Source organism: Thermomonospora echinospora (genome assembly GCF_900108175.1).
In the GTDB taxonomy this organism is placed as follows: domain Bacteria; phylum Actinomycetota; class Actinomycetes; order Streptosporangiales; family Streptosporangiaceae; genus Thermomonospora; species Thermomonospora echinospora.
In genome coordinates, this window is the sequence record NZ_FNVO01000014.1 from 111,624 (window position 1) to 135,937 (window position 24,314).

General features: G+C 73.8%; 19 protein-coding genes and 1 pseudogene. 7 read left to right on the plus strand and 13 right to left on the minus strand.

Annotation, left to right across the window (positions count from 1 at the left end; all coding sequences use genetic code 11):
- Positions 1-35: 35 nt before the first annotated feature.
- Positions 36-930 (minus strand): annotated as a pseudogene (locus C4U03_RS43160) (IS256 family transposase); the annotation flags it as partial.
- On the opposite strand from C4U03_RS43160, the gene C4U03_RS27090 reads away from it, so the two are divergent.
- On the plus strand, positions 929-1,249 hold the full coding sequence (locus tag C4U03_RS27090; RefSeq protein ID WP_103941453.1) for a cupin domain-containing protein: 321 nt from the start codon (positions 929-931) through the stop codon (positions 1,247-1,249). The pseudogene C4U03_RS43160 and the gene C4U03_RS27090 sit on opposite strands and share 2 nt — an antisense overlap.
- 221 nt (positions 1,250-1,470) lie before the next feature.
- Here the strand turns inward: C4U03_RS27090 and C4U03_RS27095 are convergent, their stop codons facing one another.
- A complete protein-coding gene (locus C4U03_RS27095) occupies positions 1,471-4,230 on the minus strand; it encodes a hypothetical protein (RefSeq protein WP_146087545.1) in 2,760 nt (919 codons plus the stop codon).
- A gap of 131 nt (positions 4,231-4,361) precedes the next feature.
- On the opposite strand from C4U03_RS27095, the gene C4U03_RS27100 reads away from it, so the two are divergent.
- Positions 4,362-5,336: an EamA family transporter gene (locus tag C4U03_RS27100; RefSeq protein ID WP_200827498.1), complete on the plus strand. Its 975-nt coding sequence runs from the start codon at positions 4,362-4,364 to the stop codon at positions 5,334-5,336.
- A gap of 91 nt (positions 5,337-5,427) precedes the next feature.
- Positions 5,428-6,183 (plus strand): SDR family NAD(P)-dependent oxidoreductase, encoded by a 756-nt coding sequence (locus tag C4U03_RS27105; RefSeq protein WP_103941457.1) that lies wholly within the window; start codon positions 5,428-5,430, stop codon positions 6,181-6,183.
- A 45-nt stretch (positions 6,184-6,228) separates the two neighbouring features.
- On the opposite strand, the gene C4U03_RS27110 is transcribed toward C4U03_RS27105, so the two are convergent.
- The gene (locus C4U03_RS27110) at positions 6,229-7,119 is read right to left on the minus strand and encodes a hypothetical protein (protein WP_146087546.1); all 891 of its coding nucleotides are present in this window, start codon (positions 7,117-7,119) and stop codon (positions 6,229-6,231) included.
- A 229-nt stretch (positions 7,120-7,348) separates the two neighbouring features.
- Here C4U03_RS27110 and C4U03_RS27115 point away from each other — a divergent pair, with 229 nt between their 5' ends.
- The gene (locus C4U03_RS27115; protein ID WP_235018176.1) at positions 7,349-8,437 is read left to right on the plus strand and encodes an AI-2E family transporter; all 1,089 of its coding nucleotides are present in this window, start codon (positions 7,349-7,351) and stop codon (positions 8,435-8,437) included.
- Positions 8,438-8,680: 243 nt separating this feature from the next.
- Here C4U03_RS27115 and C4U03_RS27120 read toward each other — a convergent pair whose 3' ends face one another.
- The 5 genes from C4U03_RS27120 to C4U03_RS41285 form a co-directional block, all read right to left on the minus strand.
- Positions 8,681-9,607: a carbohydrate kinase family protein gene (locus tag C4U03_RS27120; RefSeq protein WP_103941463.1), complete on the minus strand. Its 927-nt coding sequence runs from the start codon at positions 9,605-9,607 to the stop codon at positions 8,681-8,683.
- On the minus strand, positions 9,604-10,527 hold the full coding sequence (locus C4U03_RS27125; protein WP_103941465.1) for a pseudouridine-5'-phosphate glycosidase: 924 nt from the start codon (positions 10,525-10,527) through the stop codon (positions 9,604-9,606). The genes C4U03_RS27120 and C4U03_RS27125 overlap by 4 nt, the downstream gene beginning before the upstream one ends.
- 477 nt (positions 10,528-11,004) lie before the next feature.
- Positions 11,005-12,720 (minus strand): ABC transporter ATP-binding protein, encoded by a 1,716-nt coding sequence (locus tag C4U03_RS27130; protein WP_103941467.1) that lies wholly within the window; start codon positions 12,718-12,720, stop codon positions 11,005-11,007.
- Positions 12,717-14,567 carry an ABC transporter ATP-binding protein gene (locus C4U03_RS41280; protein ID WP_200827499.1) on the minus strand — a complete coding sequence of 617 codons (1,851 nt, stop codon included), beginning with the start codon at positions 14,565-14,567 and terminating at the stop codon, positions 12,717-12,719. Before C4U03_RS41280 ends, C4U03_RS27130 begins: the two co-directional genes overlap by 4 nt.
- Positions 14,568-14,624: 57 nt before the next feature.
- Positions 14,625-16,022 carry an MFS transporter gene (locus C4U03_RS41285; RefSeq protein ID WP_235018177.1) on the minus strand — a complete coding sequence of 466 codons (1,398 nt, stop codon included), beginning with the start codon at positions 16,020-16,022 and terminating at the stop codon, positions 14,625-14,627.
- 421 nt (positions 16,023-16,443) lie between these two features.
- On the opposite strand from C4U03_RS41285, the gene C4U03_RS27140 reads away from it, so the two are divergent.
- Positions 16,444-16,761 (plus strand): hypothetical protein, encoded by a 318-nt coding sequence (locus tag C4U03_RS27140; RefSeq protein ID WP_103941469.1) that lies wholly within the window; start codon positions 16,444-16,446, stop codon positions 16,759-16,761.
- A 214-nt stretch (positions 16,762-16,975) separates the two neighbouring features.
- On the opposite strand, the gene C4U03_RS27145 is transcribed toward C4U03_RS27140, so the two are convergent.
- The 3 genes from C4U03_RS27145 to C4U03_RS27155 all read right to left on the minus strand — a co-directional run bounded on the left by C4U03_RS27145 (position 16,976) and on the right by C4U03_RS27155 (position 18,718).
- Positions 16,976-17,500: an RICIN domain-containing protein gene (locus tag C4U03_RS27145; RefSeq protein ID WP_103941471.1), complete on the minus strand. Its 525-nt coding sequence runs from the start codon at positions 17,498-17,500 to the stop codon at positions 16,976-16,978.
- Between the two features lie 63 nt (positions 17,501-17,563).
- A complete protein-coding gene (locus C4U03_RS42085) occupies positions 17,564-17,869 on the minus strand; it encodes a hypothetical protein (protein WP_235018179.1) in 306 nt (101 codons plus the stop codon).
- Between the two features lie 108 nt (positions 17,870-17,977).
- A complete protein-coding gene (locus C4U03_RS27155) occupies positions 17,978-18,718 on the minus strand; it encodes an alpha/beta fold hydrolase (protein ID WP_103941473.1) in 741 nt (246 codons plus the stop codon).
- 93 nt (positions 18,719-18,811) lie between these two features.
- Between C4U03_RS27155 and C4U03_RS27160 the strand changes: the two genes are divergently transcribed.
- Positions 18,812-19,768: a helix-turn-helix transcriptional regulator gene (locus tag C4U03_RS27160; RefSeq protein WP_103941475.1), complete on the plus strand. Its 957-nt coding sequence runs from the start codon at positions 18,812-18,814 to the stop codon at positions 19,766-19,768.
- 56 nt (positions 19,769-19,824) lie between these two features.
- Here C4U03_RS27160 and C4U03_RS27165 read toward each other — a convergent pair whose 3' ends face one another.
- Both C4U03_RS27165 and C4U03_RS42595 read right to left on the minus strand, forming a co-directional pair.
- Positions 19,825-20,475, minus strand: coding sequence for a response regulator (locus C4U03_RS27165; RefSeq protein ID WP_103941572.1), 651 nt, complete (start codon positions 20,473-20,475; stop codon positions 19,825-19,827).
- A gap of 32 nt (positions 20,476-20,507) precedes the next feature.
- A complete protein-coding gene (locus C4U03_RS42595) occupies positions 20,508-22,646 on the minus strand; it encodes a sensor histidine kinase (protein WP_103941477.1) in 2,139 nt (712 codons plus the stop codon).
- Between the two features lie 317 nt (positions 22,647-22,963).
- Between C4U03_RS42595 and C4U03_RS27175 the strand changes: the two genes are divergently transcribed.
- Entirely contained in the window at positions 22,964-24,295 is a 1,332-nt protein-coding gene (locus tag C4U03_RS27175; RefSeq protein ID WP_160147118.1) for a sensor histidine kinase, read from the plus strand.
- Positions 24,296-24,314: the final 19 nt, after the last annotated feature.

Consider the following 24,314-nt stretch of genomic DNA (forward strand, 5'->3'; position numbering starts at 1 on the left):
TGTCTGAAAATCTGTGGGTGAGGCGGTGATCGCCTTCAGTTCAGGGTGATGCGGTCACCGTAGTAGAGCGCCAGCGTGTTCAGGGCCGTCTTCCAGCCGGGGGTTCGGCCGGTCACGTTGGGCCGGTTCTTCAAGGGTTGCCGGATGACCAGGTAGAGGACCTTGAGAGCGGCCTGCTCGGTAGGAAAGTGGCCCCGGCGGCGGGCCGCCTGGCGGAACCGGGCGCCCAGGCTCTCGATCGCGTTGGTGGTGTAGATGACCCGCCGGATCTCGGCCGGGAACGCCAGGAACGGGGTGAACGTCGGCCATGCCTCCCGCCAGAGCCGGATCACCGCGGGGTAGCGGTCGCCCCATTCGGCCTCGAACTCGGCGAAGCGCTGCTCGGCCGCCGTCTCGGTCGGGGCGGTGTAGATCCGGCGCAGGTCCTTGGTGAGCCGGCTCCAGTGCGCCTTGGAGGCATACCGCAGCAAGGAGCGGATCAGGTGGACCACGCACTGCTGGACGGTGGCCTGCGGCCAGATCTCCACGGGTCGCCTCCGGCAGGCCCTTGAGGCCGTCACAACAGGCGATGCACACGTCGGCGACGCCGCGGTTGCGCAGTTCGGCCAGCACGCTCATCCAGTGCTTGGCGCCTTCGCCGCCGGTGCCGACCCACATGCCCAGCACGTCCCGCTCACCGGCGCAGTTGATGCCCAGCGCCACGTAGATCGGCCGGTTGGCGACCTGACCTTCGCGGATCTTGACGTAGATGGCATCGATCAACAGCACCGGGTAGACGCCGTCCAGCGGACGGGCTCGCCAGGCCTCCATCTCCTCGACGACCTGGTCGGTGACCCTGGAAATCAGGTCCTTGGACACCTCCACCTGGTAGATCTCCGCCGGGTGCGCGCGGATCTGTCCGGTGGTCAGTCCCTTGGCATACAGCGAGATGACCGAATCGTTCTACGTTGTGGCCGGCACCCTGCGGGTCTGCGACGGCCGACGATGGTTCGACGCGTCAGCGGGAGACTGCTTCCACGTGCCGCCGGGCGGCCTGCACTCCTTCGGGAACCAGTCCGGCGAGCCGGTCGACTTCCTGATGCTCTTCATCCCCGGCGCGGCCCGGGAAGGCTACTTCGAAGGAATCAGCCACCTCGCCGGCATGAGCGACGAGGAACGGATCGCCTTCTTCGTCCACCACGACAGCTACTTCACCGACATGGCCAAGGGACCGGCGGCGCAGTCTTGGCAAGCCGGTAGCCCACGGTGATACAAACCCGGCCCTGAGACGGGGTGAAGGCCGCTGCTGACACCGAGAAACCGGATCCGGCGCTCAGAGCACGATCCTCCGGAGCGCCGGATTCGGCCCCGCTGTTCCTCCTACCGGTAGCTTCGAAGACTCCAAGCCGCGTCTCCGGCCGCACCCTCACCACCGCCAAAATCCGGTCCGATCCTCCTCTCGGGCCAGAACGGGGCGGCGGCGCCGTCCGGTCACGGTGAGGACAGCTCCGCGGCCAGGCCGTGGAAGTCGGCGCCGGTCAGCACCAGCATGCCGGTGCTGCCGATCGCCTGGGTGGCCACCGCCCGGCCCAGATGCCGGGCGGTGGCCCGGTCCAGGTACGTCTCGATCAGCCGGGCGCCGGTCAGCCGGCCCCGCCCGCGCAGCGCCGGCAGGTCCCCGGCGGCGACCTGCCAGGCCTCGGCGTCCAGCCGTAGCCGCCGTTCCTCGGCCAGCAGCGCCAGCAGCGCCCGCCGCAGCCCCGGGTCCGACAGGTCCGGCATCCGCACCGCCCGCAGGTCGGTGACCACCTCGGGGGCGGCGGCCGACAGGTCGGCCAGGCGGGCCGGCTCACAGGTGGCCAGCAGCGTGGTGTCGCTGACGCCCTCGGCCCGCGCCCGGTACAGCGCGGCGGCATAGGCGCCTGCCTGGGGACCCTCCAGCAGTAGCCCGTCCAGGCCCTCCAGCAGCAGCGCGTGCCCGGAGTGGGCGGCCAGCGCCGCCCGCAGCCCCTCGGGGCCGCGTTCGCGCAGCTCCTCGGCGTGGACCTCGTGCAGCTCCCCGCTGCTGACGTCCACGTCGGCCAGAGCCCGCGCCACCATCCGGCCCAGCCGCCGCTGCCCGCTGGACGGGCCGCCGATCAGCAGCAGCGCCGGCATCGACGCGCTGGAGACCTCCTGGCCGCGCAGCCGCTGCGCCCACTTGCCGCGGCGGCGGACCTCGGTGACCAGCCGCTCGATGTCGTCCTCGCCGCACAGGAACCGGACCCCGTACGCCTCGGCCACCGGCGCGTCCGCGAGCACGTCCGGCACCACGTCCGGTGCCGCGGCCGACGTCGCAAGCGGCTCGGGCACAGGCGGCGGCTCCTCGGCCTGAGTGGCCTGGGTGGCCTGGGGGAGGTACGGGGCGGTCTGCGGGCCCGGGTACGGCGGAGGCGTGGTCTGCCCGGCCGTCTGCCCGATCGTCGTTCCGGCCGGCGGCCACGAAGGTGACTGCGGATACAGCGGCGGATATGGCGGCGGCGCGGGTAGGGGCGGTGCCGCAGGATACGGGTCGGGGCCCGGGGCGGCGGGGGGTACCAGGCCCGGAGTGGTCGTGGCCGACGGCGGCACCGGCGGCGCGGGCGGGCCGTCCTGGGCGAACGCCGCCGGGGAGGCGGCCTCCTGCGGGCCGTCGGTCGTCGTCGGGCCGGGCGAAGCCGCAGGAGGCGGGATCCGGGGGAGACCGGCCTCGCCCGCCGCCGTCTCGACCACCGGCGGCATCGGCGGGGCGGGCGGGGGGACCGGCTCGGGCGAGGGGGCGGAGACCGGGGCGGCGGGCGGCTCGGGCGCGGCGGGTGCGGTGGCGCGTTCGGAGGCCATGTGCGCGCGGGCCGCCTCGATGATCTGCCAGGGCGTGGGCCCCGTGGCGGCCGGCGGCGGCACGGCCGCCTGGCCGGGCGTTTCGGTGAGCGCCGCGGCGGCGGCCGCGGCCACCGCGAACCCGGTCGGCGGCGGCGCGCTGTGCGCCAGCCGGCACCAGGTCAGCCCGAGCGTGTAGGAGGTGGCCAGCAGGGCTTGCAGCGCGGCGGTGTCGCCGCGCAGCTCCTCGGGCAGCCGCCCGTCGCGGGGCCACCACCGCCGTCCGGGATGTCCGGCGTCGGCCAGCGTCAGCTGGAGGGTGCGGGCGCTGTCGGGGTCCAGCCACGGCAGCACCGCGTGCGCGGCGGCCGGGGCGGCGTGCAGATCGGCGGCCAGCAGCGCGACGGCGGTGCGGCGGACCTCGTTGTGGTCCATCGGGTGGCCGTGCAGCTGCGCGACGATCTGCTGCAGGTCGTACAGGCCCAGCCGCAGGAACTCCCCCGGCGCCGCGTCGCGGACCAGGGGCAGGGCGAACTCGGCCGGGCAGCGGCGCCGCCACTCGGTGATGAGGGCGGCCGGGCCGTAGCGGGCGGTGGCCATGTCGTGCTGCACCAGGGGCAGGGAGGCGGCGGTGATGGCGGCCAGCGCGTCGGCGCCGGGCCGGAACCGCGCGTCGCCGCGCAGTGCGGAGGCCACGTCGTGCATGACGCGGACGATCAGGGAGGCGCCGGACCAGTCGCCGGCGCCCAGCCGCGCGGCGTAGTAGCCGACCAGTGTGCCGAAGTCGGGCGGGGTCATCCAGCGCAGCCGGTCGGCGGGGGTGGTCAGGTAGGGGACGAACAGCCCGATCAGCGGGTGGGCGTCCAGGGCCACCGGGGCCCCGGCGCACCACAGCAGCGTGCTCCAGGCGGCGGCCAGCGTGCTGGGGGTGTTGGCCTGGAAGGCGGGATCGGCCAGCGCGAACTGTGCGAGGTTGACGCTGAGGGCGTTGATCTGGGCCTGTTCCAGGCGGGCCACCACGGCCGGTTCGGGCGGCGGGCCCAGGAACCCGCCGGAGGCGATGCGGCCGGCGGCCAGGTCGGGCCCGGTGGGCAGCAGCTGCGGGGGGACCGGCGGGTTGCCGGCGCCGCGGGGGGCGGTGAAGGCGCGGCGGCGCGCCGACGGGTCGGCCGGCGGCGGGCACGGCTGCCAGCCGCCGTCCAGGCCGCAGCGGTACCAGCGGGCCCAGGCGCCGAACAGCCACCACTCGCCGGCGCCCGCCAGCATCCGGGAGGTGATCGCCTCGGCCCGCTGCGGGGGCGGTGCGGCGTTCCACCACGGGGCCGAGACCATGGCGCGGACCTCCGCCTCCACCGTCGAGAAGGGGTCGTCCGTCCCGGTGCCCCTGCCGGGCCCGCCCAACTGCCAGCTCACGTGGTGATAGTAGTCGCCCGGGCGCGGGCGCCGGGGCGGCCGCATGATCCCCATAGATGTAATGAGCGTTATGCCGCTATGCTCATGTTCGGTTCGGTGTGATCGGGTCGGCGGGAACGGGAGATGCGGCGGTGACGGGTGCGAAGTCCTGGGGACTGGTGCTGGCGTTGGTCTCCTCGGTGTGCTTCGGCGCCTCCGGACCGTTCGGCAAGGCGCTGATCGGCGCCGGCCTGGACCCGCTGCAGGCGGTGTGGGTGCGGGTCACCGGCGCCGCGCTGGTGCTGGTCCCGCTGGTGCTGGCGGTGCGCGGTCGCCGGGCCTTGGCCGCCGCCGGCCCGTACTGGCCGCAGCTGGCGGCCTACGGCGCCGTCGCCATCGCCGCCTGCCAGGCGCTGTACTTCGTGGCCGCCTCCCGGCTACCGGTCGGCATCGCGATCCTGCTGGAGTTCACTGGGCCGGTGCTGGTGCTGGCGTGGATCTGGCTGGTACGCCGCACCCGGGTGCACCCCGGCGCCGCCGCCGGGGTGGGGGTGGCCATGGCGGGACTGGCGATCGTGGTGGAGATCTGGTCCGGGATGAGCCTGGACCCCCTCGGCCTGGTCGCCGGGCTCGGCGCCGCCGCCTGTCAGGCCGCCTACTTCCTGCTGGTCGAACGGCTCACCGGGCAGGTGGACCCGCTGGTGATGACCGCCGCCGGCACCGTCGTCGGCGCCGCGCTGCTGACCGGCCTGGCCTCCCCCTGGGCCCTGCCCTGGCACGTGCTGGGCGACGGCGTGGCCGTCGGCGAGCACACCGCCCCCGGCTGGCTGCTGGCCGCCTGGATCATCGTGGTCAGCACCGTGCTGGCCTACCTGACCGGGGTGGCCGCGGTGCAGCGGCTGTCGGCGCAGGTGGCCGGCGGGATCTGCTACGTCGAGGCGGTCGCGGCCACCCTCATCGCCTGGGCCGCCCTCGGCGAACGCCTCACCGCCCCGCAGCTGATCGGCGGCGCCATCGTGCTGACCGGGGCGTTCCTGGCCCAGCGTGCCGCCTCCGCCCCATCGAGACCGCCGGTCACCGCCCCGCCTGCCCTGCCCACCGTCGCCGACGCGGCCCTCACCCCCTGACCGGCTCCCGGCCCGCCCTCCCGCGGGCGATTCCTTTCACGCTCCCGCGCCGTCCGTACCGGGGTAGACCCCCGTGAACAGGAGGCAGGACATGCTGCTGGAAGGAAAGAACGCCGTCATCTATGGAGCGGCCGGGATGATCGGGCGGGCGGTGGCCAGCGCCTTCGCCCGTGAGGGCGCCGTCGTCCACCTCGCCGGCCGTACCCCCGCGACGCTGCGGGAGGTGGCCGAACGGATCCGCGCCGCCGGCGGGACCGCCCACACCGCCCAGGTCGACGCCCTCGACGCGGCCCAGATCGACGCGCACGCCGACACGGTCGCCGCCACCGCCGGGAGCCTCGACGTCTCCATCAACCTCATCGCGCACGGCGACGTCCAGGGCACCCCGCTGGCCGAGATACCGCTGGAGGACTTCGAACGCCCCGTCCACACCGCCGTCCGCACCACGTTCCTGACCGCGCGGGCGGCCGCCCGCCACATGATCCGGCAGCGGTCCGGGGTGATCTTGATGTTCGGCGGCGACGGCGACCCGCTGCCCGGCCAGCACCTGGGCGGCCTGCAGGTCGCCTTCACCGCCATGGAGGCCCTGCGCCGTAGCCTGGCCTGCGAACTGGGCCCGCACGGCGTGCGGGTGCTGACCCTGCAGACCGGCGGGATCCCCGAGGTGATCCCGCCGGAGTTCGCCGAACGCGCGGCCATCACCGACAGCATCGTCACACGGACCCTGCTGGGCCGTGCGGCCACCTTGGAAGACGTCGGCAACGTGGCCGCCTTCGCCGCCTCCGACCTGGCCCGCAGCATGACCGCCACCAAGCTGAACATCACCTGCGGCGCCGAAGTCGACTGAGGTGGACTGAGGTCGACTAGGGCGGCGACCGCTCACCTCACCGGCTCACCGGCCGGGCGGCTCACCCTCTGCTGCGCCCGCCTCCCCGGCGGGCGCGGCGGAGGCGGAGGCAGCAGGAGTCTGGGGTTCGGCGGAAGGGGCCACGGGCCGAGGGGGCTCGGCTGGCGGCCCGTTCACGGCCTGCTCGGCGGACGACCCCACCCCGGGCGCGTCCCGCGGGCTCTCCTGTGGCGTCTCCTGCGGTACGGCGGGGGAGGGGAGCGGCCCGGCGGCGGGCGGGAGGGCCGCAGGCCCGGGCGGGGACGGCGGCCGGGCCGGCAGCGACGGCAGCGGCCCGGTCTGGTCCGGCGGCTCCAGGCCCGCCGCCGGTGGGAACGCCCCCGACAACGCCAGCGCCGCCTCACTGACCACCCGCTGCGGCCCCGAGGCCGTCGGCGACGGCCACAGCTGGATCAGATAGTGCTCCACCCCCTGCAACTCCCGAAGCGCCGCCTGGAACTCCAGGCTGAACCCGTCACGGAACCGGTCCAGCAGCGCGTCGTACAGCCCGGCGATCGCCGCGCGGTGCTGCGCGCGGATCCGCATCCGGTATCGGCCCACCCCGCCCAGCAGCCGCACCCCGTGCACCACCGGTTCGGCGGTGGCGGTGCTCACCGCCACCGCCCCCCGCAGGTAGATCTCCCCGCTGCTCTCCTGCTCCCAGGCGCCCCGGCCCGACGGCGGCTCGCCGTCCCACTCCTCCAGCAGCACCGTCACCTCGACGTCGTCCTGCAGGCTGGCCACCCACATCTGGTCATAGCCGACGCTGACCAACTCGCCGTTCTGGGGCGGGGCCGGGGCCTGCAGGCCGGCGGGGTCGGCGCCGCGGTCGTGGACGCGGAAGGCGGCCTTGTCGGGGTGCAGCCGGACCCCCAGCCGCGCAAGCCTTCGGCTCACCGCACAACCCTCCCCAGACCACCACCAAGTCGGCTGCAGGTATCCTGCCGCATCCCGCGGGCGGATCCGGGCCGGATCGCCCACCCGCCGGTCCCGAGTGTCGATCCGCGGCCCCGATCCCAGGTCGGGCTAGGTTTCGGGCATGTCGCAACCGCAGCCCGAAGCGGCGACCGAACCCGCGACGGCACCCGCGGCGGAACCGGCGATGGGACCGACGATGGGACCGACGATGGGACCGACGGCGGAGCGGATGCCGCCCTGGCTGCCGCGGGCGTTCGCGCTGGCCGCCGCGATCGCGGCGGCGTCGTGGGCCGGGCTGTGGCTGCTGGCCCGCCTCAAGGGCCTGCTGATCCTGCTGCTGCTGTCGATGTTCCTGGCGCTGGCCATCGAACCGGCCGTCAACCGGCTGGCCGGACACGGCTGGCGGCGCGGCCCGGCCACCGGCGCGATCCTGGCGCTGATCCTCGCGGCCACCGGGCTGTTCTTCGGCGTGCTGGGGTCGCTGCTGGTCGCCCAGGCCGGCGCGCTGGTACGCAACATCCCCGGCTACAGCGACACCGTCATCGGGTGGGTCAACCACACCTTCGGCACCAACCTGTCGCAGACCACCCTGCTGGACCGGCTGCCCGACCTGGCCGGCGAACTCGGCCGCCACCTGTCCCAGGTCGCCGGGAACGTGTGGGGGATCGGCGCCACCGCCGTCGGCCTGCTGTTCCAGGGTCTGGCCGTGCTGCTGTTCACCTACTACCTGACGGCCCAGGGCCCCCGGTTCCGCCGCCAGGTGTGCGCGGTGCTGCCGCCGCACCGCCAGCGCGAGGTGCTGCGCGCCTGGCAGATCGCCCTCGACAAGACCGGCGGCTACCTGTACTCGCGGGCGCTGCTAGCGGTGGTCTCGGCGGCCGCGCACGCGGTGACGCTGACGCTGCTGGACGTACCGTCGGCGCTAGCGCTGGCGGTGTGGGCCGGGGCGGTGTCCCAGTTCATCCCCACCGTCGGCACCTACCTGGCCGGGGTGCTGCCGGTGCTGGTCGCCCTAGCCGCAGACCCCGGCACCGCGCTGTGGGTACTGGCGTTCACCATCGCCTACCAGCAGGTGGAGAACTACGTGCTGCAGCCGCGGATCACCGCCAGGGCCCTGGCCATGCACCCGGCCGTCGCGTTCGGTCTCGTGCTGGCCGGCGTCGCGGTCCTCGGCCCGGTCGGGGCGCTGCTGGCGCTGCCCCTGGGCGCCAGCCTCCAGGTGCTGCTGAGCGCCTGCGTGCGGCGCTACACCGTCGAGGAACATCCCCTGACCACCGAGGCGCCCGCCCGCCGCTGACCCGCCCGCCGCCCGCCCGGCGTCGCTTCAACATCTGAAAAGGCGGCGCGTGTCACGGCCTCGACCCGGCCCCCGATCCCGCGCACACTCGAAGGCATCCGCGTGCAGGGCGCCGTACCTCCGGGCGACCTGACGCAGGCCCCGCCACGTCCCCCCCTCACGTGGCGGGGCCGCATCCCAACTGCCCACCCCGTCCCTGCATCGAGTGCACAGTCCAGGCATGCCGATCCCGCGGATATCACATCAACGGGCCGGATCAGCGGGTGAGCCGGGTGGTCCCGGGCGGCCCCCGACGCGGGCGACGGCCAGGGCGCCCGCCCGGCAGCCCGCCGCAGCCGCCGCCTCGGCGCCCCGCCCGGCCAGCGCCGCGGCCAGGAAACCGGCGGCGAAGGCGTCCCCGGCGCCGGTGGAGTCCACCGCCCGCGCCGTCACCGCCGGGACACGGGCCACCAACCGGCCCTCCCGCGCCACCACCGCCCCCCGCGCGCCCAGCTTGCACACCACCAGGCCGAAGTGCCCGCTCAGCCGCGCAGCCGCCGTACCGGCGTCCTGGCAGCCGGTCAGCAGCGCCGCCTCATCCCGGTTGGGGAACAGCACCGCCGCGCCCCCGGCCGCCTCAAGGAACCGCTCGGCGCCCAACTCCGCCAGGAACCCCGTCGACGCCGGATCCACGCTGACGCGCACGCCGCGGTCGGCGGCCCGCTCCAGCGCCAGCCGGGCCAGCGCCCGGCCCGGCGCGGTGAACAGCGTGTAGCCCGACAGGTGCAGCCACCCCACGCCCTCCAGCAGCGCGTCGTCCCAGTCGTCCGGCCCCAGCAGGGCTCCGGCGCCCCGGCTGGTGAGCATCGTCCGCTCGCCCGAGGCGTCCACCAGCACGATGATCACCGCGCCCGGGCGGCCCGGATCGGTCCGCAGATGCGGGCGCACCCCCGCCGCGCGCAGCCGCGCGGCGTGCCAGCCGCCGGTGTCGGCGCCCACCCGCGCCAGCAGCCGGACGTCGGCGCCCAGCTCCGCCGCCCATGCGGCGGTGTTGGCCGCCGACCCGCCCGGCGCCACCACGATGTCGGCCGCGGTGTCGGTGCCCGGGCGCGGCGGCTGGCCGTGCAGCGCCAGCACGTCGGTGACCACGTCCCCGACCACCAGCAGCCCGGCGGGCGCCGGGACGTTCATCGCGGCCCGGCCGCCCAGCAGCGGGCGATCTCGGCGGCCAGCGCCACGTTGCCGCGCACCGCCGCCAGATTGGCCTCCAGCGACGCGCCGCCGGTGCCCCGCACCAGGTAGTCGAGCAGGAACGGCGTGGTGGCCTGGCCCGTCACCGCCTGGCGTTCGGCCGCCGCCAGTGCCTCGCCCAGCACCCGGTCGTGCAGGCCCGGATCCAGCTGCCGCTCGACCGGCACCGGGTTGGCCACCACCAGCGCCGCCGCCGGCCCGTCCAGGGCGTCCTGGGCGCGCATCGCCGCGGCCACCTGCTCGGGCTCGGTCAGCGTCCAGTCCACCGGCTCACCGGAGGAGTGCAGGTAGAAGCCGGGGAAGGTGGAGGTGCGGTAGCCGGCGACCGTCACGTTCAGCGTCTCCAGCCGCTGCAGCGTGGCCGGCACGTCCAGGATCGACTTCACGCCCGCGCACACCACCGTGATCCGGGTACGGCTCAGCAACGCCAGGTCCGCCGACTCGTCCCAACTGTCGGCCCAGCCCCGGTGCACCCCGCCCAGCCCGCCGGTGGCGAACACCCGGATCCCGGCGCGGGCGGCCAGGAACGCCGTCGCCGACACCGTGGTGGCGCCGCCGGCCCCCGTGGCCGCGGCCGGCGGCAGGTCCCGGTATCCCAGCTTGCGCAGATCCGGGTCGCAGGCCACCCGCTCCAGGGCGGCGTCGTCCAGGCCAACGTGCGCCACCCCGTCCAGCACCGCGATCGTCGCCGGCACCGCCCCGCCGGCGCGCACCAGCTCCTCCAGTTCCCGCGCCACCTCCAGATTGCGGGGCCGCGGCAGCCCATGAGAGATGATCGTCGACTCCAGCGCCACCACCGGCGACCGGCCCTCCAGCGCGTCGGCGACCTCCGGCGACAACCGCAGCAACGGCTCTGGCATAGGGGTACCTCACCTCATCGGACCGAACCGAAAGAACATGATCAAAACGGCTGTGAGCAGGACGAACAGAAACTACAGGCGCAGGGTGATCTTGTCCAAGAGCAGCGTGCCGAACCTGCGCCAGCCCCCCGCCTGACGACAGCGGCCCACCGGGCCTGCAGAGCCCCGTAGACGACGAAACCCTCCGCGCAACCCTCCCCGAGGAGAACACCAAACGACTACCCGGCCGGCTGCAAACGCGGCCGGGTCACGGTCCGCAAGGTGGGCGAGCGGGAGGTCACCTACACCGACCGGCGCACCGGCGCACCGGCCAGGAGGTGACCACGACGGCGGTTCGGTCGTGGTGGGAGACCGGCGCCGCCCCGCACTTCACTGCCGCCCCTGACGGCTGGCTCGCCACCACGATCCCTGCCCTGCCGCCGATCGGCGATCGGCGAACCTCATGATCTGCCGGAAAGGATCGAGCGGCATGCCGGCTCATTCGCCCGCTGCCGAGGCCGGGGACACGCTCCAGAAGTCGGCGTAGCGGCCGCCGCGGCGCAGCAACTCATCGTGGGTGCCCTCCTCCACGATGCGGCCGCCGTCGACGAAGACGACGCGATCGGCGTGTTGGACGGTCCGCATTCGATGCGCCACCATCACCACCGTCCGGCCCGCCATCAGGCGCTCGATGCCCTCGTGGACGGCCGCCTCGTTCACCGGGTCCAGCGCGGAGGTCACCTCGTCCAGCAGCACGACGGGCGCGTTTTTCAGCAGCGCCCGCGCGATCGAGACCCGCTGGCGCTCACCACCCGACAACAGTGCGCCGCCCTCGCCGACGTTCGTCGCCCATCCGCCGGGCAGCCGCTCGATCACCTCGTCCAACCGCGCCGCGGCCGCCACCGCCCGCACCTGGGCTTCGTCGGCGTCGGGACGGCCCAGACGTACGTTCTCCTCGATCGTGCCGTCGAAGAGATAGACGTCCTGGAAGACGATGGCGATCTGCGCCATCAGCGCCTCGGTGCTGATGGCGCGCACGTCCACACCCCCCACGCGCACCGCGCCCGCCTCCACGTCGTGGAACCGCGCCAGCAACTGCAGCAGGGTGCTCTTGCCCGCGCCCGACGGCCCGACAACGGCCAGGCGCTGTCCCGCCGGCACCGACAACGAAACGTCGTCGAGCACCGTGCGGCCGCCGTGGCGGAAGGTGACCGACGCCAACTCCACGTCATGGCCCGCCGGCTGGATCGGTTCGCGGGCCTGCGGCAGCGGCTCGGTGCGCAGCAGCGCATCGAGCCTGGCCAACTCGGCGCGTGCGCCGCGCAGCCTGCCGCCGATGTCCGACAGCGACAGCAGCGGGTCCGCGCAGCGGGCGGCCAGCACCAGGATCGCCAGGACCTCCGCCGTGCCGATGGCCCCGCCGAGCGCGAGGTAGGCGCCCAAGATCAACAGTACGGTGAACATCGCCTGCACCGTGAGGGTCAGCCCCACCACGCCGGGCAGCGCCGACAGCACGGTACGGCGGGAGGCGCGCTGGAGCCCATGCAGCGCGTCGTCGAGCAGCCCGAAGCGTTCGGCGGTCCGGCCGCCGGCCCGCAGCACCGGCTGGGCCTGGAGATATTCGATGACCCGCCCGGTGGCCTCACGGTCGCGTTCGGCGCGCTCGGCGTCGGCGGCGGCCATCGAGCGTCCCGTCCACCTCCACAGCCCCGCCACGACCGGTACGGCGGCCAACGCGGCCAGCCCCATGCGCGCATCGAAGGCGAACATCACCACGACGATCGTCAGGGGAGTCACACAGGCGGAGACGAACGGTGCCAGCAGATGCGCGATCACGCTCATCGCCTGCAGGAGGCCGCGGCCGGCCAGGACGGACACCTCCCCGACGCGGTCCGTGCCGTACCAGCCGAGGGGCAACCGGGCCAGATGGTCGCCGAGACGGTGGTACATGCCGCGCAACAGCGTGGTCCCGACGCGGAAACCGGACAGATCGCTGACATAGCGCAGCACCGCGTAGACCGCGACCGCGGCCCCGAACGCGATCAGCCAGGGCCAGGCGTCTTCGGGCGTGCTCCCCAGCAGTGCCCGCAGCACGGGGACCAACAGCGCGTAGGACAACCCCTCGGCCACCGCGGTCGTCGTCATCAGGGCCAGGGTGCGGCGCACCGGCCGGGCGTACTGGTGTCCCAGCACGCGCAGCAGCATTCCGATCATCGGGATTCGTCTCCTTGCGATACGCCACCGTGGGGTGTGGTCTCATCGGCGAGCAACGGTCGGAGCGCCGATCGGTGGGCCTGCCAGAACGCGGCGAACCTTCCGCCTCGTGCCAGCAGCTCGGCGGGCTCGCCGCGCTCGACGATCGACCCGTTGTCCAGCATCACGACGAGGTCGGCGTCGGCGACCGTCTCCAGGCGATGGGCGATGACCACGATCGTCCGATCGCCCTTCAGCGCCGCCAGGGTCCGGCGCACCGCCCGTTCGGTCTGCGGGTCGGCGAAGGCGGTCGCCTCGTCGAGCACCACGACGGGCGCGTCGGCGAGCAGCGCGCGGGCGAGCGAGATCCGCTGGGCCTCGCCCCCCGACAGCCCGGCCTCCTCACCGATCACCGTTGCGTATCCGCGCGGCAGCTGGAGAATGCGGTCGTGGATGTTCGCCTGCCAGGCGGCGCGGACCACGTCGTCGAGGTCGGCGTGCGGTACCGCCAGCGCGATGTTGTCGGCGACCGATGCGCGCAGCAGGCGAACGTCCTGGAAGACGAAGGAGACCATCCGGTGCAGCCGCCGGCTGCCGAGCTCGCGTAGATCGACACCGCCCAGGGTGACCGAACCGCGAGTCGGGTCGAAGAACCGCGGCAACAGCTGGACCAGCGTGGACTTCCCGCTTCCCGACGGCCCGACGAGCGCGGTGACCGTCCCCGGCTCGAGCACCAGGTCGATGCCGCGCAGCACCTCGTGATCGGCTTCGTAACCGAAGTGGACGCCACGCAGTTCCACCCGGTGTCCCCGTGGCGCGGCCGGGTGCGCGGGCTCCGGGAGCGGCCGCACCGCGAGCACGTCCCCGATCCTGCCGACCGCGCGCCGGGCGGCCTGCAGATCGTCGAAGCCGTGGCCCAGAGCCGCCACCGGAGCGGTCAGTCCCAGCCCCAGCAGCAGGAAGGGCAACAGGTCGGCGGGGGCCATGCCACCGGTCGTGATCAGCGCCGCACCGCCGATCAGCACGACCAGCAGCACGAACGGGGGCGACAGCGCCAGCTGCATCCCGGCGGCGATCGCGGAGACACCGCGCACCCACCGGTAGAAAACGCCGACGAAGTCGTCGGCGGCCGCGCGGAACCTGCGGTGGGCGCGCTCGCCTCCGCCGAACGCCTTGACCACCGCAATGCCCTGGACGAACTCCACGGCCGCACTCGAGAGCCGCCCCATGGCCCCGTCGAACTCCTGCTGCTCGCGCAGCCGGGCCGGGATCATCATCAAAGGGACCAACGCCACCGCCAGCACCACCGGTATCAGCGTGATGAGCGTGAGCCGCCAGTCGACGGCGAACAAGTAGACCAGCGACACCAGCGGCACCACGAACGCGGCGACGAGCTCGCCGGGGGTGTGGGCGATGAACGGATGCACGGCGCTCACGTCCTCGCCCACGACCTTCGCCAGCTCACCCGTCCGGCGCCCGGAGAACCAGCCGATCGGTGCGCGCCCCAACCTTGCGGCCAGCCGCCGGCGGAACGACAGCTGCACCCGGACGTCGAGAAGATGCCCGATTCCCGACGATGCGGCCGTGCACACCAGCCGGACGAACAAGCCGACCACGCCCGCGAGCACGGTGAACCGGACATGGCCGTGATCGATCGGGCCGGGTGACAGCAGGGTGCGGCCCAACTCGACGACCGCCAACAGCGGCGCCAGACCCGCGAGGGCACCGATCATCTGCAGGACGACAACGGCGGCGAAACTCCACAGAAAAGGGCGCAGCAGTCCTGCCGGGCGCTGTCCCGCCGCGGAGTCGCCCCCCGGTGGTGGTGTGGAACGCTCCCTCGCCTCGGCGAGTTCGGTGGTGGTCATCGTTGTCTGGTCTCCGTCTGGTGGATGAGGACAGGCGGTATAGGGGCGTGCTGCCGGTCAGTCCCGGGCGGGGAGCAGATCGCGGTCATCGGTCCGTTCGGTCTGCGCCGGTGGGCCGGTCCGGCGCAGGACGGTGAGGGCGATAAGGGCGGCGGCGGCCAGCAGCGCGGCGCTGAGGGCCAGGCCGAGGGCGTATCCGTCGTTGAGGGCCTCGGGCGTGGCGGTCCGGCCGGTGCGGTTGTGCGCGACAGTGCCCAGGGCGGCGAGCCCGAGCGAGGCGCCGATCTGGCGTGAGCTGTTGAGCAGGCCCGAGGCGACGCCGCTCTCGTGGGCCGCGACGCCGGCCGTGGCGGTGGAGACCAGCGGCCCCAGGCAGAGCCCGAAGCCGACGCTGGCGATGACGGAGGGCCCCAGGACGTCGGTGGCGAAGGCGCCGTCGGGGCTGATCAGGCCGAACCAGGCGAACCCGGCCGCGGTCAGCGCCGCACCGAAGACCAGCAGGGTCCGGGGAGCCAGCCGGTAGCCGAGTCTGATGGCCAGCACGGAGCCGGCGACCACGCCGAGGGCGAACGGCAGGAACATCAGCCCCGTCAGCGCCGGCCCGGTCCCCAGGACCCGCTGGAGGTAGAGGGACATGAAATAGAAGGCCGCGGCCATGGCCGCACCGACCAGGAGGTTGTAGGCGTTGGCGCCGGCGACCGAACGGTTGGCGAACAGGCCGAGCCGGATCAGCGGGTCGCGGGCGGTGGTCCGCTCCACGTGGACGAACGCGGCCAGCAGCACGACGGCGACCGCCAGGGTCGTCAAGGTGACCGGCGAGGTCCAGGCGTACTGGTCGGTGCGGACGATGCCGAACACCAGCAGGGTCATGCCCGCCGTGGCCAGGACGGCACCGAGCACGTCCGGACGGCCACTGCGGACCGGCGGCGGGCCGGCGGCGACACCTCGCCAGGCCAGGACCAGCGCGCACACGGCCATCGGCACGTTGACGAACATCACCCAGCGCCAGCCGGCGTACTCGGTGAGCAGGCCGCCGATCAGGACGCCGAGGGCGCCTCCGGCGGCGTTCATCGCGCTCCACACGCCAAAGGCCCGGACCCGGGCCCGGCCCCCGGGGAACGTCGCGGTCAGCAGCGCCAGCGCGGCCGGAGCCAGCGCCGCGGCCCCGACGCCCTGCGCGGCTCGGGCGGCGACCAGATGGCCGGGTTCCTGGGCGAAGCCGCCGATGAGAGAGGCCAGGCCGAACAGGCCGAGCCCGAGCAGCAGGACCCGCCTGCGGCCGTACCGGTCGGCGGCCTTGCCGCCCAGCAGGAGCAGCCCACCGAAAGCGAGGGCGTAGGCGTGGATCACCCAGGTCAGGCCCACCGCCCCGAAGCCGAGGCCGGTGGCGATCTGGGGGAGCCCGACGTTCACCACCGACAGGTCCAGCGACACCATGAACTGCACGACGGCCACCGTGGCGAGGGTGATCCCCGGCCGAGCGGTCGGCCCGCTGACCGGCCGCCGGCCTGCCGGCCGCCCGCGTGTCAACACGGCTCGGTCCTCTGCGCCGCTGCCGCGGACGTGCTCGTGCCGGGTTTCGGCGCGCGGGGCGAGGGCCGGCGGCTCTCCGGACTCACGGAACGGAACCCGCCCTTGACTCGGATCATGTGCATGCCGGACATCGTGATGTCCGGGCCGGTCGGCGGTCATCATGCCCAGGCAGACTCCTCCGCCTACTACCGGGGACGCAGGATCGGCACCGCTACACCGGCAGGAGTAGTGATGTATGACGCCATGCCGCGGAGGACCGCGGGTGGCAAAGACCTTGACCTGCACGAACAAGGCTCACGGAAAAGTAGCCGCTTAGCGACCATGAGTGACGGAAGGGGGGAAGATGGGAGAGCAGGGGCAACGGGGTGCTACCGCCCCGCTCGTCCTGCACATCCTGATCGTCACCGTCTACGAAGGGATCATCCTCATGGCGTTCTCCTCCACGCGTTCACCTGTGCGCCGCCGCAGTGCCCGGGTCCTGGCCGTTGGCGCGCTGGCCATCCCGGTCGTCGCCGTCACCACGCCGACGGCCACCGCAGCCCCGCACGTCGTCGACCCCGTCGCTCTCCTCACCTGCGTGAGCGAATCCGCAAGCCTCAACGTCGATCCCGCCGGCCTGTCGGCGGAACTCCCCCTTACTTCCTGCTTGACGGGACCGTGACAGCTGCCTGCGCCAGGGGCCGTGCCCCCGTCCGGGGACGCGGCCCCTGGCCCGCGTGTGCCGGGTGCGGGGGGCAGCCTCCAGCTCGACCGGTGAGCGCCCGGCCCGACAGCCCGGCCTGCCTGACGTCGGCGATCGCCGTCCGGATCTGTGCCGTCAGCGTCCGAGGGCCCCGTCAATCCCGAACGGCTGGAGAGCGAGCGTCACCAGGCTGCTACGGCTGCGTGACGACCGACTCTCCGGGGATGAGGAGGAAGGCGTGGTAGAAGGTGAACTCGCCGTCCCAGGCGCGGTCCAGGTGAATCTCGGCGTCCCGGTTGAGGAGATTCCCGGCCGTGGCCATGGCGAAGTTGGTGCCGCGCAGCCGCAGCGCGCGTACCACCGGGTGGCCCGGGATGTCGGGCAGGCCCGGGATGGGGACGGGCTCCCACAGCCCGGCGTTGCTCTGGTTCATCCGCAGGGTCACCACCGCGTCGGCTCTGGCCAGGTTTCCCCGCACACCGAGGTAGCGCCGGTTGGGCTGGGAGCGGATGTAGTAGGCCCCGGGGCGGCCCCGTGCGGGCTCGAACTCCCAGTAGACCGATGCGTTGTTGGGCCAGGGGTCGGCCCGGTAGGTCTGGAGCTCGTCGTTGTCGCTGGTCTCGGCGTCGCTGACGCCGTCGGGCATGAGGTAGGCGTTGATCATCTTGTGCACGATCAAGACGTTGCCGGCCGGGACGGCGCCGGTGTAGTCGAGCATTGCGTCTCCTGGGGGGTTGGGAGCATCTCCCAACCCGTGCCCTCACCCAGGGAAATCAATTGACTACCAAAAGTAGATAGTTGGTATATCTTCGGGCGAGCAGGCCCTCCGCCCAGTCGCCGCCTCCGATGGCCTCCTGCAGCACCTGGCCGCGAGAGCCGGCCGAGGCGGGGTCAGGGTGGGGTTGTCCGGCTCGCGCGCATTCCAGGTGTTGACCGCCGCACCACCCCACAACAACTCCAGCGCTTCGCCGATCTCCTCCTCGGTCACCGACGCCAGCGGCCGCGCCTCGCCCAGCCGCTCGGCGGTCTTGCCGATCCCTATCCCGTAGTTGCGCACCGTAGATAAGTAGGCCGTTATCCGGGCCAAGACTTCAAGATCCTCCCTGCCCGCCAACCTCGCCGGCCGCTGACCAGGAGCGGCCGGCGAGGTTGGCGCACGATCTCGCAGAGATGTTCCTCAACCCCCGTCTCCTCCTCAGGCCAGCTCGTCCAGCAGGGCCGCCAGCTCCACCGGCCGGGACAACATCGGCCAGTGACCGGTGGGCAGCTCCCGGTAGCTCCACTGCGGGCCCGTCATCATCGAGAACACCGGGTTCCCGCCGGCGGCCAGCTCCTCCACCAGCGCCACCGGCATCGTCGTCATGATCAGCGTCTTGGGCGTGTCGGGGATCTCGGCCGGCCGCGTCAGCGGCTGCGCGGCCGGTCCGTAGGGCTGCGGGGTGGCCCGCTTGCGCAGCTCGGCCAGCCGCTCCTCGTCCAGGCCCGCCAGGTTGTCGGGGTCGGCTGCCGGGTCGAACGGCGGCGGCGGGATCAGCCGGCCCCCGCCCAGCTCGCGGACCTGCCGCTCGATCTCGGCGCGCTCGTCGGGGTCCTGGAAGTCCAGCATCGCCATCCCCGACGGCAGCGGCGCGGTGTCCAGGTAGACCACCCGCGCCAGCCGCCCGGGGACGCGGTCGGCCGCGCCGGTGACCGCCATGTTCGCGCCGCTGTGCCCGACCAGCACCACCTCGCGCAGGTCCCGGCCCTCGATCAGCTCGACCAGGTCGGCGATGTGGGTGTCCAGATCCACCTCGGCGGTAGCCTCGGCGGCCCGCTCGGCCAGCCCGGTCAGCGTCACCGCGAACACCTCGTGCCCGGCCGCGCGCAACTCGCCGGCCACCTCCCGCCACGCCCACCCGCCGAGCCAGTGACCGGGGACCAGTACGAACGTCGCCATCTGCAAAATCCTTCCGTGCCGTTCACGCCCTTGGACGACTTCGACCCTAGGATCGATACCGGACAGAAACCGCCCGGATTAAGTGAGTGACCCGTGTCACATCCCACGACCCGCGTGCTGGCGATGCTCGAACTGCTGCAGGCCCACCCCCGCATGGGCGGCGCCGAGCTGGCCGCCCGCCTGGGCGTCGACCAGCGCACCGTGCGCCGCTACGCCGCCCGCCTGGAGGAACTCGGCGTCCCCGTCGTCGCCGACCGCGGCCGCTACGGCGGCTACCGGCTGATGCCCGGCTACCGGCTGCCGCCCCTGATGCTCACCGACGACGAGGCCACCGCCGTCGTGCTCGGCCTGCTGGCCGGGCGGCGGACGGGCCTGCCCGGCGAGGCCACCGAAAGCGCGCTGGCCAAGGTCCAGCGGGTGCTGCCGGCCGCGCTGCGCGACCGCGTCCAGGCCCTCGCCGAGACCCTCGCCTTCACCACGGCCGCCCGTCCCGGCACCGCCCCCGCCACCGACGCCGTGCTGACCCTGGCCGCCGCCGCCCGCCGGCGCCGCCGCGTCCGGCTGGGCTACCGTTCCTGGAAGGGCGAGACGAGCGAACGCGACCTGGACCCCTACGGGCTGGTCTTCCACTCCGGCCGCTGGTACGTCACCGGCCACGACCACCTCAGCGGTCAGATCCGCACCTTCCGCGTGGACCGGGTGCGCTCGGTCGGGCAGCTCCCGCACACCTACCAGGTCCCCGACGGCGTCGACCCCGTCGAGCACGTCACCCGCTCCCTGGCTGCCGTCCCCTACGCCCACGAGGTCGAGGTGCTGCTGGAGACCGGCCTGCAGGAGGCCCGCCGCCGCATCCCGTCGACCACCGCCACTCTCACACCCGCCGACGGGGGAGTGTTGCTGACCACCCGCGCCCAGCGGCTGGATGGGATGGCCCTCATGCTCGCCGGGCTCGGCTGGCCGTTCGTCGTCCGCAGGCCCCCCGAACTGCGCGAGGCCGTCCGCCACCTGGCCGACACCCTGCGCGCCCAGGCCGCCCGCGCCCCCTCCTGATCCCCGGGCGGCCCCGCCGGAATCGCACAGGGACCGTGCAGGGACGGGCCCGCCCGTCAGCGGCCCAGACCGGCCTCACGGGCCCGCAGGATCGCCTGGGTGCGGTCGGCCACCTGCAGCTTGCCGAACACGTTGGAGACGTTGTTGCGCACCGTCTTGGGCGACAGCGACAGCCGGGCGGCGATCTGCCCATTGCTCAGCCCCGCCGCGATCAGCTCCAGCACCTGCCGCTCCCGCGCGGTCAGCTGCGGGAACGGCCGCTCGTCGGCCGGGCGCCCGGAGCCGGCCAGCCGCGCGAAGTAGGCGCTGATCCGGTCCGCCAGCGCCGGCCCGAAGATCACCTCACCGCGGGCCACCGCCGTGATCGCCCGCAGGATCTCCTCCTGGTCGGCGCCCTTGACCAGGTAGCCGCGCGCCCCCGCCAGCATCGCCGCCAGCACGCTGTCGTCGTCATCGTGCATGGTCAGCGCCAGTGCCCCGGTCTGTGGGCGGGCCGCCACGATTCGCCGGATCGCCTCGGTGCCCTCCAGCCGCGGCATCTGCAGGTCCATCACCACCACGTCCGGCCGCAGCCGCCCCGCCAGCCGCACCGCCTGCTCGCCGTCGGCCGCCGTGCCCACCACTTCCACCAGCCCGGTGGACTCCAGCATCATCCGCAGCCCGTCCCGGTAGACCGGATGGTCATCGGCCAGCAGCACACGCGGCATCGTCGCCTCCCTCACCTCCGTCACCACCTCCGTCACCGCCGTCCTCCCTGCACCGGCACCGGCACCCGACCGGCCGCCCCATCCGGACCCGAACCTGCGAGCGGGATCACCGCGTGCACCCTCGTACCTCCCTCCCGGGGCCGCGACACCGTGCAGCGGCCCCCCAGTTCCTCGGCCCGCTCACGCATCCCGACCAGCCCCACCCCGGCCGCGGCGCCCAGCGCGATCCCGCCGCCGTCGTCGGTCACCTCCACCTCCAGCCCATCCGGCCCGGCCGCCAGCCGCACCACGCACCGCCGCGCCCCCGCATGCCGGACCGTGTTCGACAACGCCTCCGACACGATCCGGTACGCCGCCACCTCCGGCGCCGCCGGCAGACCCGACAGCTCCCCCTCGGCGTGCACGCTCACCCGCAGCCCGTCGCCGGTGAACCGCTCGGCCTGCCGGCGCACCGCCCCCTCCAACCCGAACTGGTCCAGCGCGGGTGGCCGCAGATCGTGCACCAGCCGCCGCACGTCGGCCAGCACCGTCCGCAGATCCCCGCGCACCTGCGCCAGCGTCCCGTCGGCCGCCGCCGGATCCCGCCCGGCCAGATTGCGGGCCGTCTCGATCTTCAGCGCGGCCGCCGCCAGCGCCGGGCCCAGCCCGTCGTGCAGGTCCCGGCGCAGCCGACGGCGCTCCTCGGCGATCCCCGTCACCAACTGCTCACGGCTGCGCTGCAGCTCCTCGGTCAGCGCCGTGGCGCGGGCTGCGGCAGCCGCCTGCCGCACCACGTCGGCCAGCAGCCGCTGGTCGGCCTCCGACAGCCGCGCCCCCATCCGCGGCACCAGCGCCAGCCGCCCGATCGGCACCTCCCGGTAGGCGAACGGCAGCACCACCAGCCCTCGCCCGCCCGCCGGCGGCGACCCGTGCTCCACCACCGTCACCTCCCCGCCGGGCCGCTCCAGCTCCACCCGCACGTACGGGGACCCGAACGCCTGCGACAGCACCCCGGCCACCTCCCGCAGCAGCTCGTCCGGGCCCACCGAGGCCTCCAGCCGCAGCGCCAGCGCCGACACCACGTCATACGGCTCGCCCCGCCCGGTCAGCACCCGGTTCACCCACCGCTGCAGCCGCAGCCGCAGCGGTGCGTACAGCACGGCCACCACCCCGGCGGCGGCCACCGCCGCCAGCGGCTCCTGGATGAACGCCCCCACCCCGGTGAACACCGCGATGTCGATCCCGACCACCGCCGCCGCCAGCGACCCGTACAGCAGGGTCCGGCCCAGCAGCAGGTCCACGTCGTACAGGCGGTACCGCGCCACCGCCACCAAGATCGCCGCGGCCAGCAGCGCGTGCATCGCCACCAGCGACAGGTCGCTGACCCACCAGCTCACCTGCGGCGGCGCCCACCGCTGCACCGCCGACACCAACAGCACCAGCAGCAACTCGGCCACACCGGCCAGCAGCATCCACCGCAGCTGCGCCCGCCGCTCGGGCGGCGAACGCCGGAACCGGGTCGCGAACGCCGCCATCGCGGTGATCACCGCACCCAGGTAGCCCACTATGAACACCGGCTGCGTCGCCTCCCAGAACGCATCCGGCAGCGGAGGCGTCAGCGGATCCAGCGGCAGCCCCCGCAACCCGGGCACCAGCGGCTCGCCCTGGGAGAACACCTGCCACGGCACCGTCATGATGTGCAGCACCCCGAAGGCCAGCACACCCAGCACCAGCCCCGCCGGCCACCGCCACCGCCGCGACGGCAGCCGCCCGTCAGGGAAGAACAGCAGCAGCACCGGCAGGATCACGTTGATCATCGGACCCCAGCGCGCCCCCACCTGCAGCGCGATGGCCGTCAGCGGCAGGTCCCCGTCATGGCGCAGCACCGACAGCTCGGCGTACCCGGCGGCCGACCCGTCGGCGACCGCCACGAACCCGCCCGCCAGCAGCAGCCACGTCAGCGGATGCCGCGGCATCCGGGTCGCCAGCACCGCCCCGGCCAGCACCAGCGGCATCCCCGACAGCGACGAGCCCCAGTGCGGCCAGTCCAGCGGATTCGGCGGCTTTTGCGGGCCGGTCAGCGCGTCGGCCCACAGCCCGCCGGCCGTCGCGGCGGTGCACAGCGCGGCGACCAGCGCGGCGGTCAACACCAGGCGCCGGTCGGCGCCCGAGACGGGAGCGGGCAGGTTCACACCGCCAGGGTGACAGCGCCGGTGTCCCGCGGTCGCGGGTGCGGTGTCCCGGATCCGGCGGGACACCCGCACCCGGCCGCTCCCGCGACCCGGGACGGTCCCGTACACCCGCGGCCCGGGACGGCCGTTCGCCCCGGGACGTGCCGCCGCCTACCCCGGGCGGGACACACCCCGCACGGCCTCATGGCCGGCCGGTTCCCGGCACGGTGACGTACATTTTGGGGCAACGTTTGACGATGGCCGGGTGTGTGGCCGGTGACCTAGGGCACAAGAAAGCGGTGTGGTGGAGTCAACTGCCACTTCGGGTTAGTTCGGCCTTGATCACCGCAGGCGTCACCGCGGTGGAGGCGGCCGGAGTCAGCGTGCTGTTCCTTCGCCTGAGGGGCAAGGAACAGGCGGCCGAGGCCCGCAACCGCGCCCAGTTCGCGATTGACAGGCTGTTCTTCCAGCTGTGCAAGGGCCAGCTACCGAAGATCCTGCCCACCGGGTACGGGCATGCGGTCCAGGTCCTGGACGCCCGCGGCCGGGTGCTGTCGTCGACCCGGGCTCTGCACGGCAGACCGCGCATGGCCACCTTCGTCCCCGCCCCCGGCCGGATGCACGCCGAACGCACGCTGCCGTTGCCCGGCGGGCCGGACGGGCGCATGACCGTCCGGGCGGTGAGCATCGTCTCCGAGCTGTGCCGCCACCAGCGCGGGCGCGGCCCGCTGCTGATCTACCTGGCGGCCCCCTCCGTCCCCTGGTACGGATCCCGGCGCCTGGCGATGGCGGCGGCCGGGGCCTCGGTGCTGGTCACCGCCATCGCGGTCGTGGGCGCCTACTGGTCGACGGCCAGGGCGCTGACCCCCGCCGAAGAGGTCCGCAAGGAGTTCGCCGAGATCACTGCCACCGACCTGAGCCGGCGGGTCCCGGTGCCCGGCCACCAGGAGCTCAAGGCCCTGGCCCGCACCATGAACGACACCCTGGGCCGGCTGGAGGTCGCGGTCGCCAACCTGCGTCACCTCGCCTCCGACGCCTCCCACGACCTGCGCGGCCCGCTGACCGGCATCCGCACCCGCATGGAGGAGGCGCTCACCCACCCCGAGGAGGCCGACTGGCCCCAGGCCGCCGCCGACGTGCTGGCCGGAGTGGAACGCCAACAGGCGATCGTGGCCGACCTGCTGACCCTGACCCGCCTGGACACCGGCCAGCCCCTGCGCCTGCAGCGCACCGACCTGGCCGACCTGGTCGCCGACGAACTACGGGGCCGCACCACCGACCGGATCCCCATCGCCTCCAGCCTGCGGCGGCGCGTGATGGTCGACTGCGACCGGCTGCTCATCGACCGGCTGCTGGCCAACCTGCTCGACAACGCCCAGCGCCACGCCAACGACACGGTCACCGTCACCGTCACCGCCCAGAACTCCACCGCGATCCTAGAGGTCACCGACGACGGCGACGGCATCCCGCCCGATCAGCGCGAGAAGGTCTTCGAACGCTTCACCCGCCTGAAGTCCTCCCGTGACCGCGACCCCCACGGCAGCGGGATGGGCCTGCCCATCAGCCGGCAGATCGCCCAGGCCCACAACGGCACCCTCAACATCGAAACCCACCCCCAGCACCACACGGCCACCTGTTTCGTCCTGCGCCTGCCCCTGCGCAGCCACTGAGCCCGTCGGTCCCGGTCAA

Bases quoted from the DNA above. Each gene is read 5' to 3' on its own strand.
- C4U03_RS27120 (WP_103941463.1), bottom strand. From the start codon at position 9,607: ATGAACGTCCCGGCGCCCGCCGGGCTGCTGGTGGTCGGGGACGTGGTC.
- C4U03_RS27130 (WP_103941467.1), bottom strand. From the start codon at position 12,720: ATGATCGGAATGCTGCTGCGCGTGCTGGGACACCAGTACGCCCGGCCG.
- C4U03_RS27155 (WP_103941473.1), bottom strand. From the start codon at position 18,718: ATGGCGACGTTCGTACTGGTCCCCGGTCACTGGCTCGGCGGGTGGGCG.
- C4U03_RS27145 (WP_103941471.1), bottom strand. From the start codon at position 17,500: ATGCTCGACTACACCGGCGCCGTCCCGGCCGGCAACGTCTTGATCGTG.
- C4U03_RS27105 (WP_103941457.1), top strand. From the start codon at position 5,428: ATGCTGCTGGAAGGAAAGAACGCCGTCATCTATGGAGCGGCCGGGATG.
- C4U03_RS27115 (WP_235018176.1), top strand. From the start codon at position 7,349: ATGGGACCGACGGCGGAGCGGATGCCGCCCTGGCTGCCGCGGGCGTTC.
- C4U03_RS27140 (WP_103941469.1), top strand. From the start codon at position 16,444: ATGGGAGAGCAGGGGCAACGGGGTGCTACCGCCCCGCTCGTCCTGCAC.
- C4U03_RS27125 (WP_103941465.1), bottom strand. From the start codon at position 10,527: ATGCCAGAGCCGTTGCTGCGGTTGTCGCCGGAGGTCGCCGACGCGCTG.
- C4U03_RS27090 (WP_103941453.1), top strand. From the start codon at position 929: ATGACCGAATCGTTCTACGTTGTGGCCGGCACCCTGCGGGTCTGCGAC.
- C4U03_RS41280 (WP_200827499.1), bottom strand. From the start codon at position 14,567: ATGACCACCACCGAACTCGCCGAGGCGAGGGAGCGTTCCACACCACCA.
- C4U03_RS27165 (WP_103941572.1), bottom strand. From the start codon at position 20,475: ATGCCGCGTGTGCTGCTGGCCGATGACCATCCGGTCTACCGGGACGGG.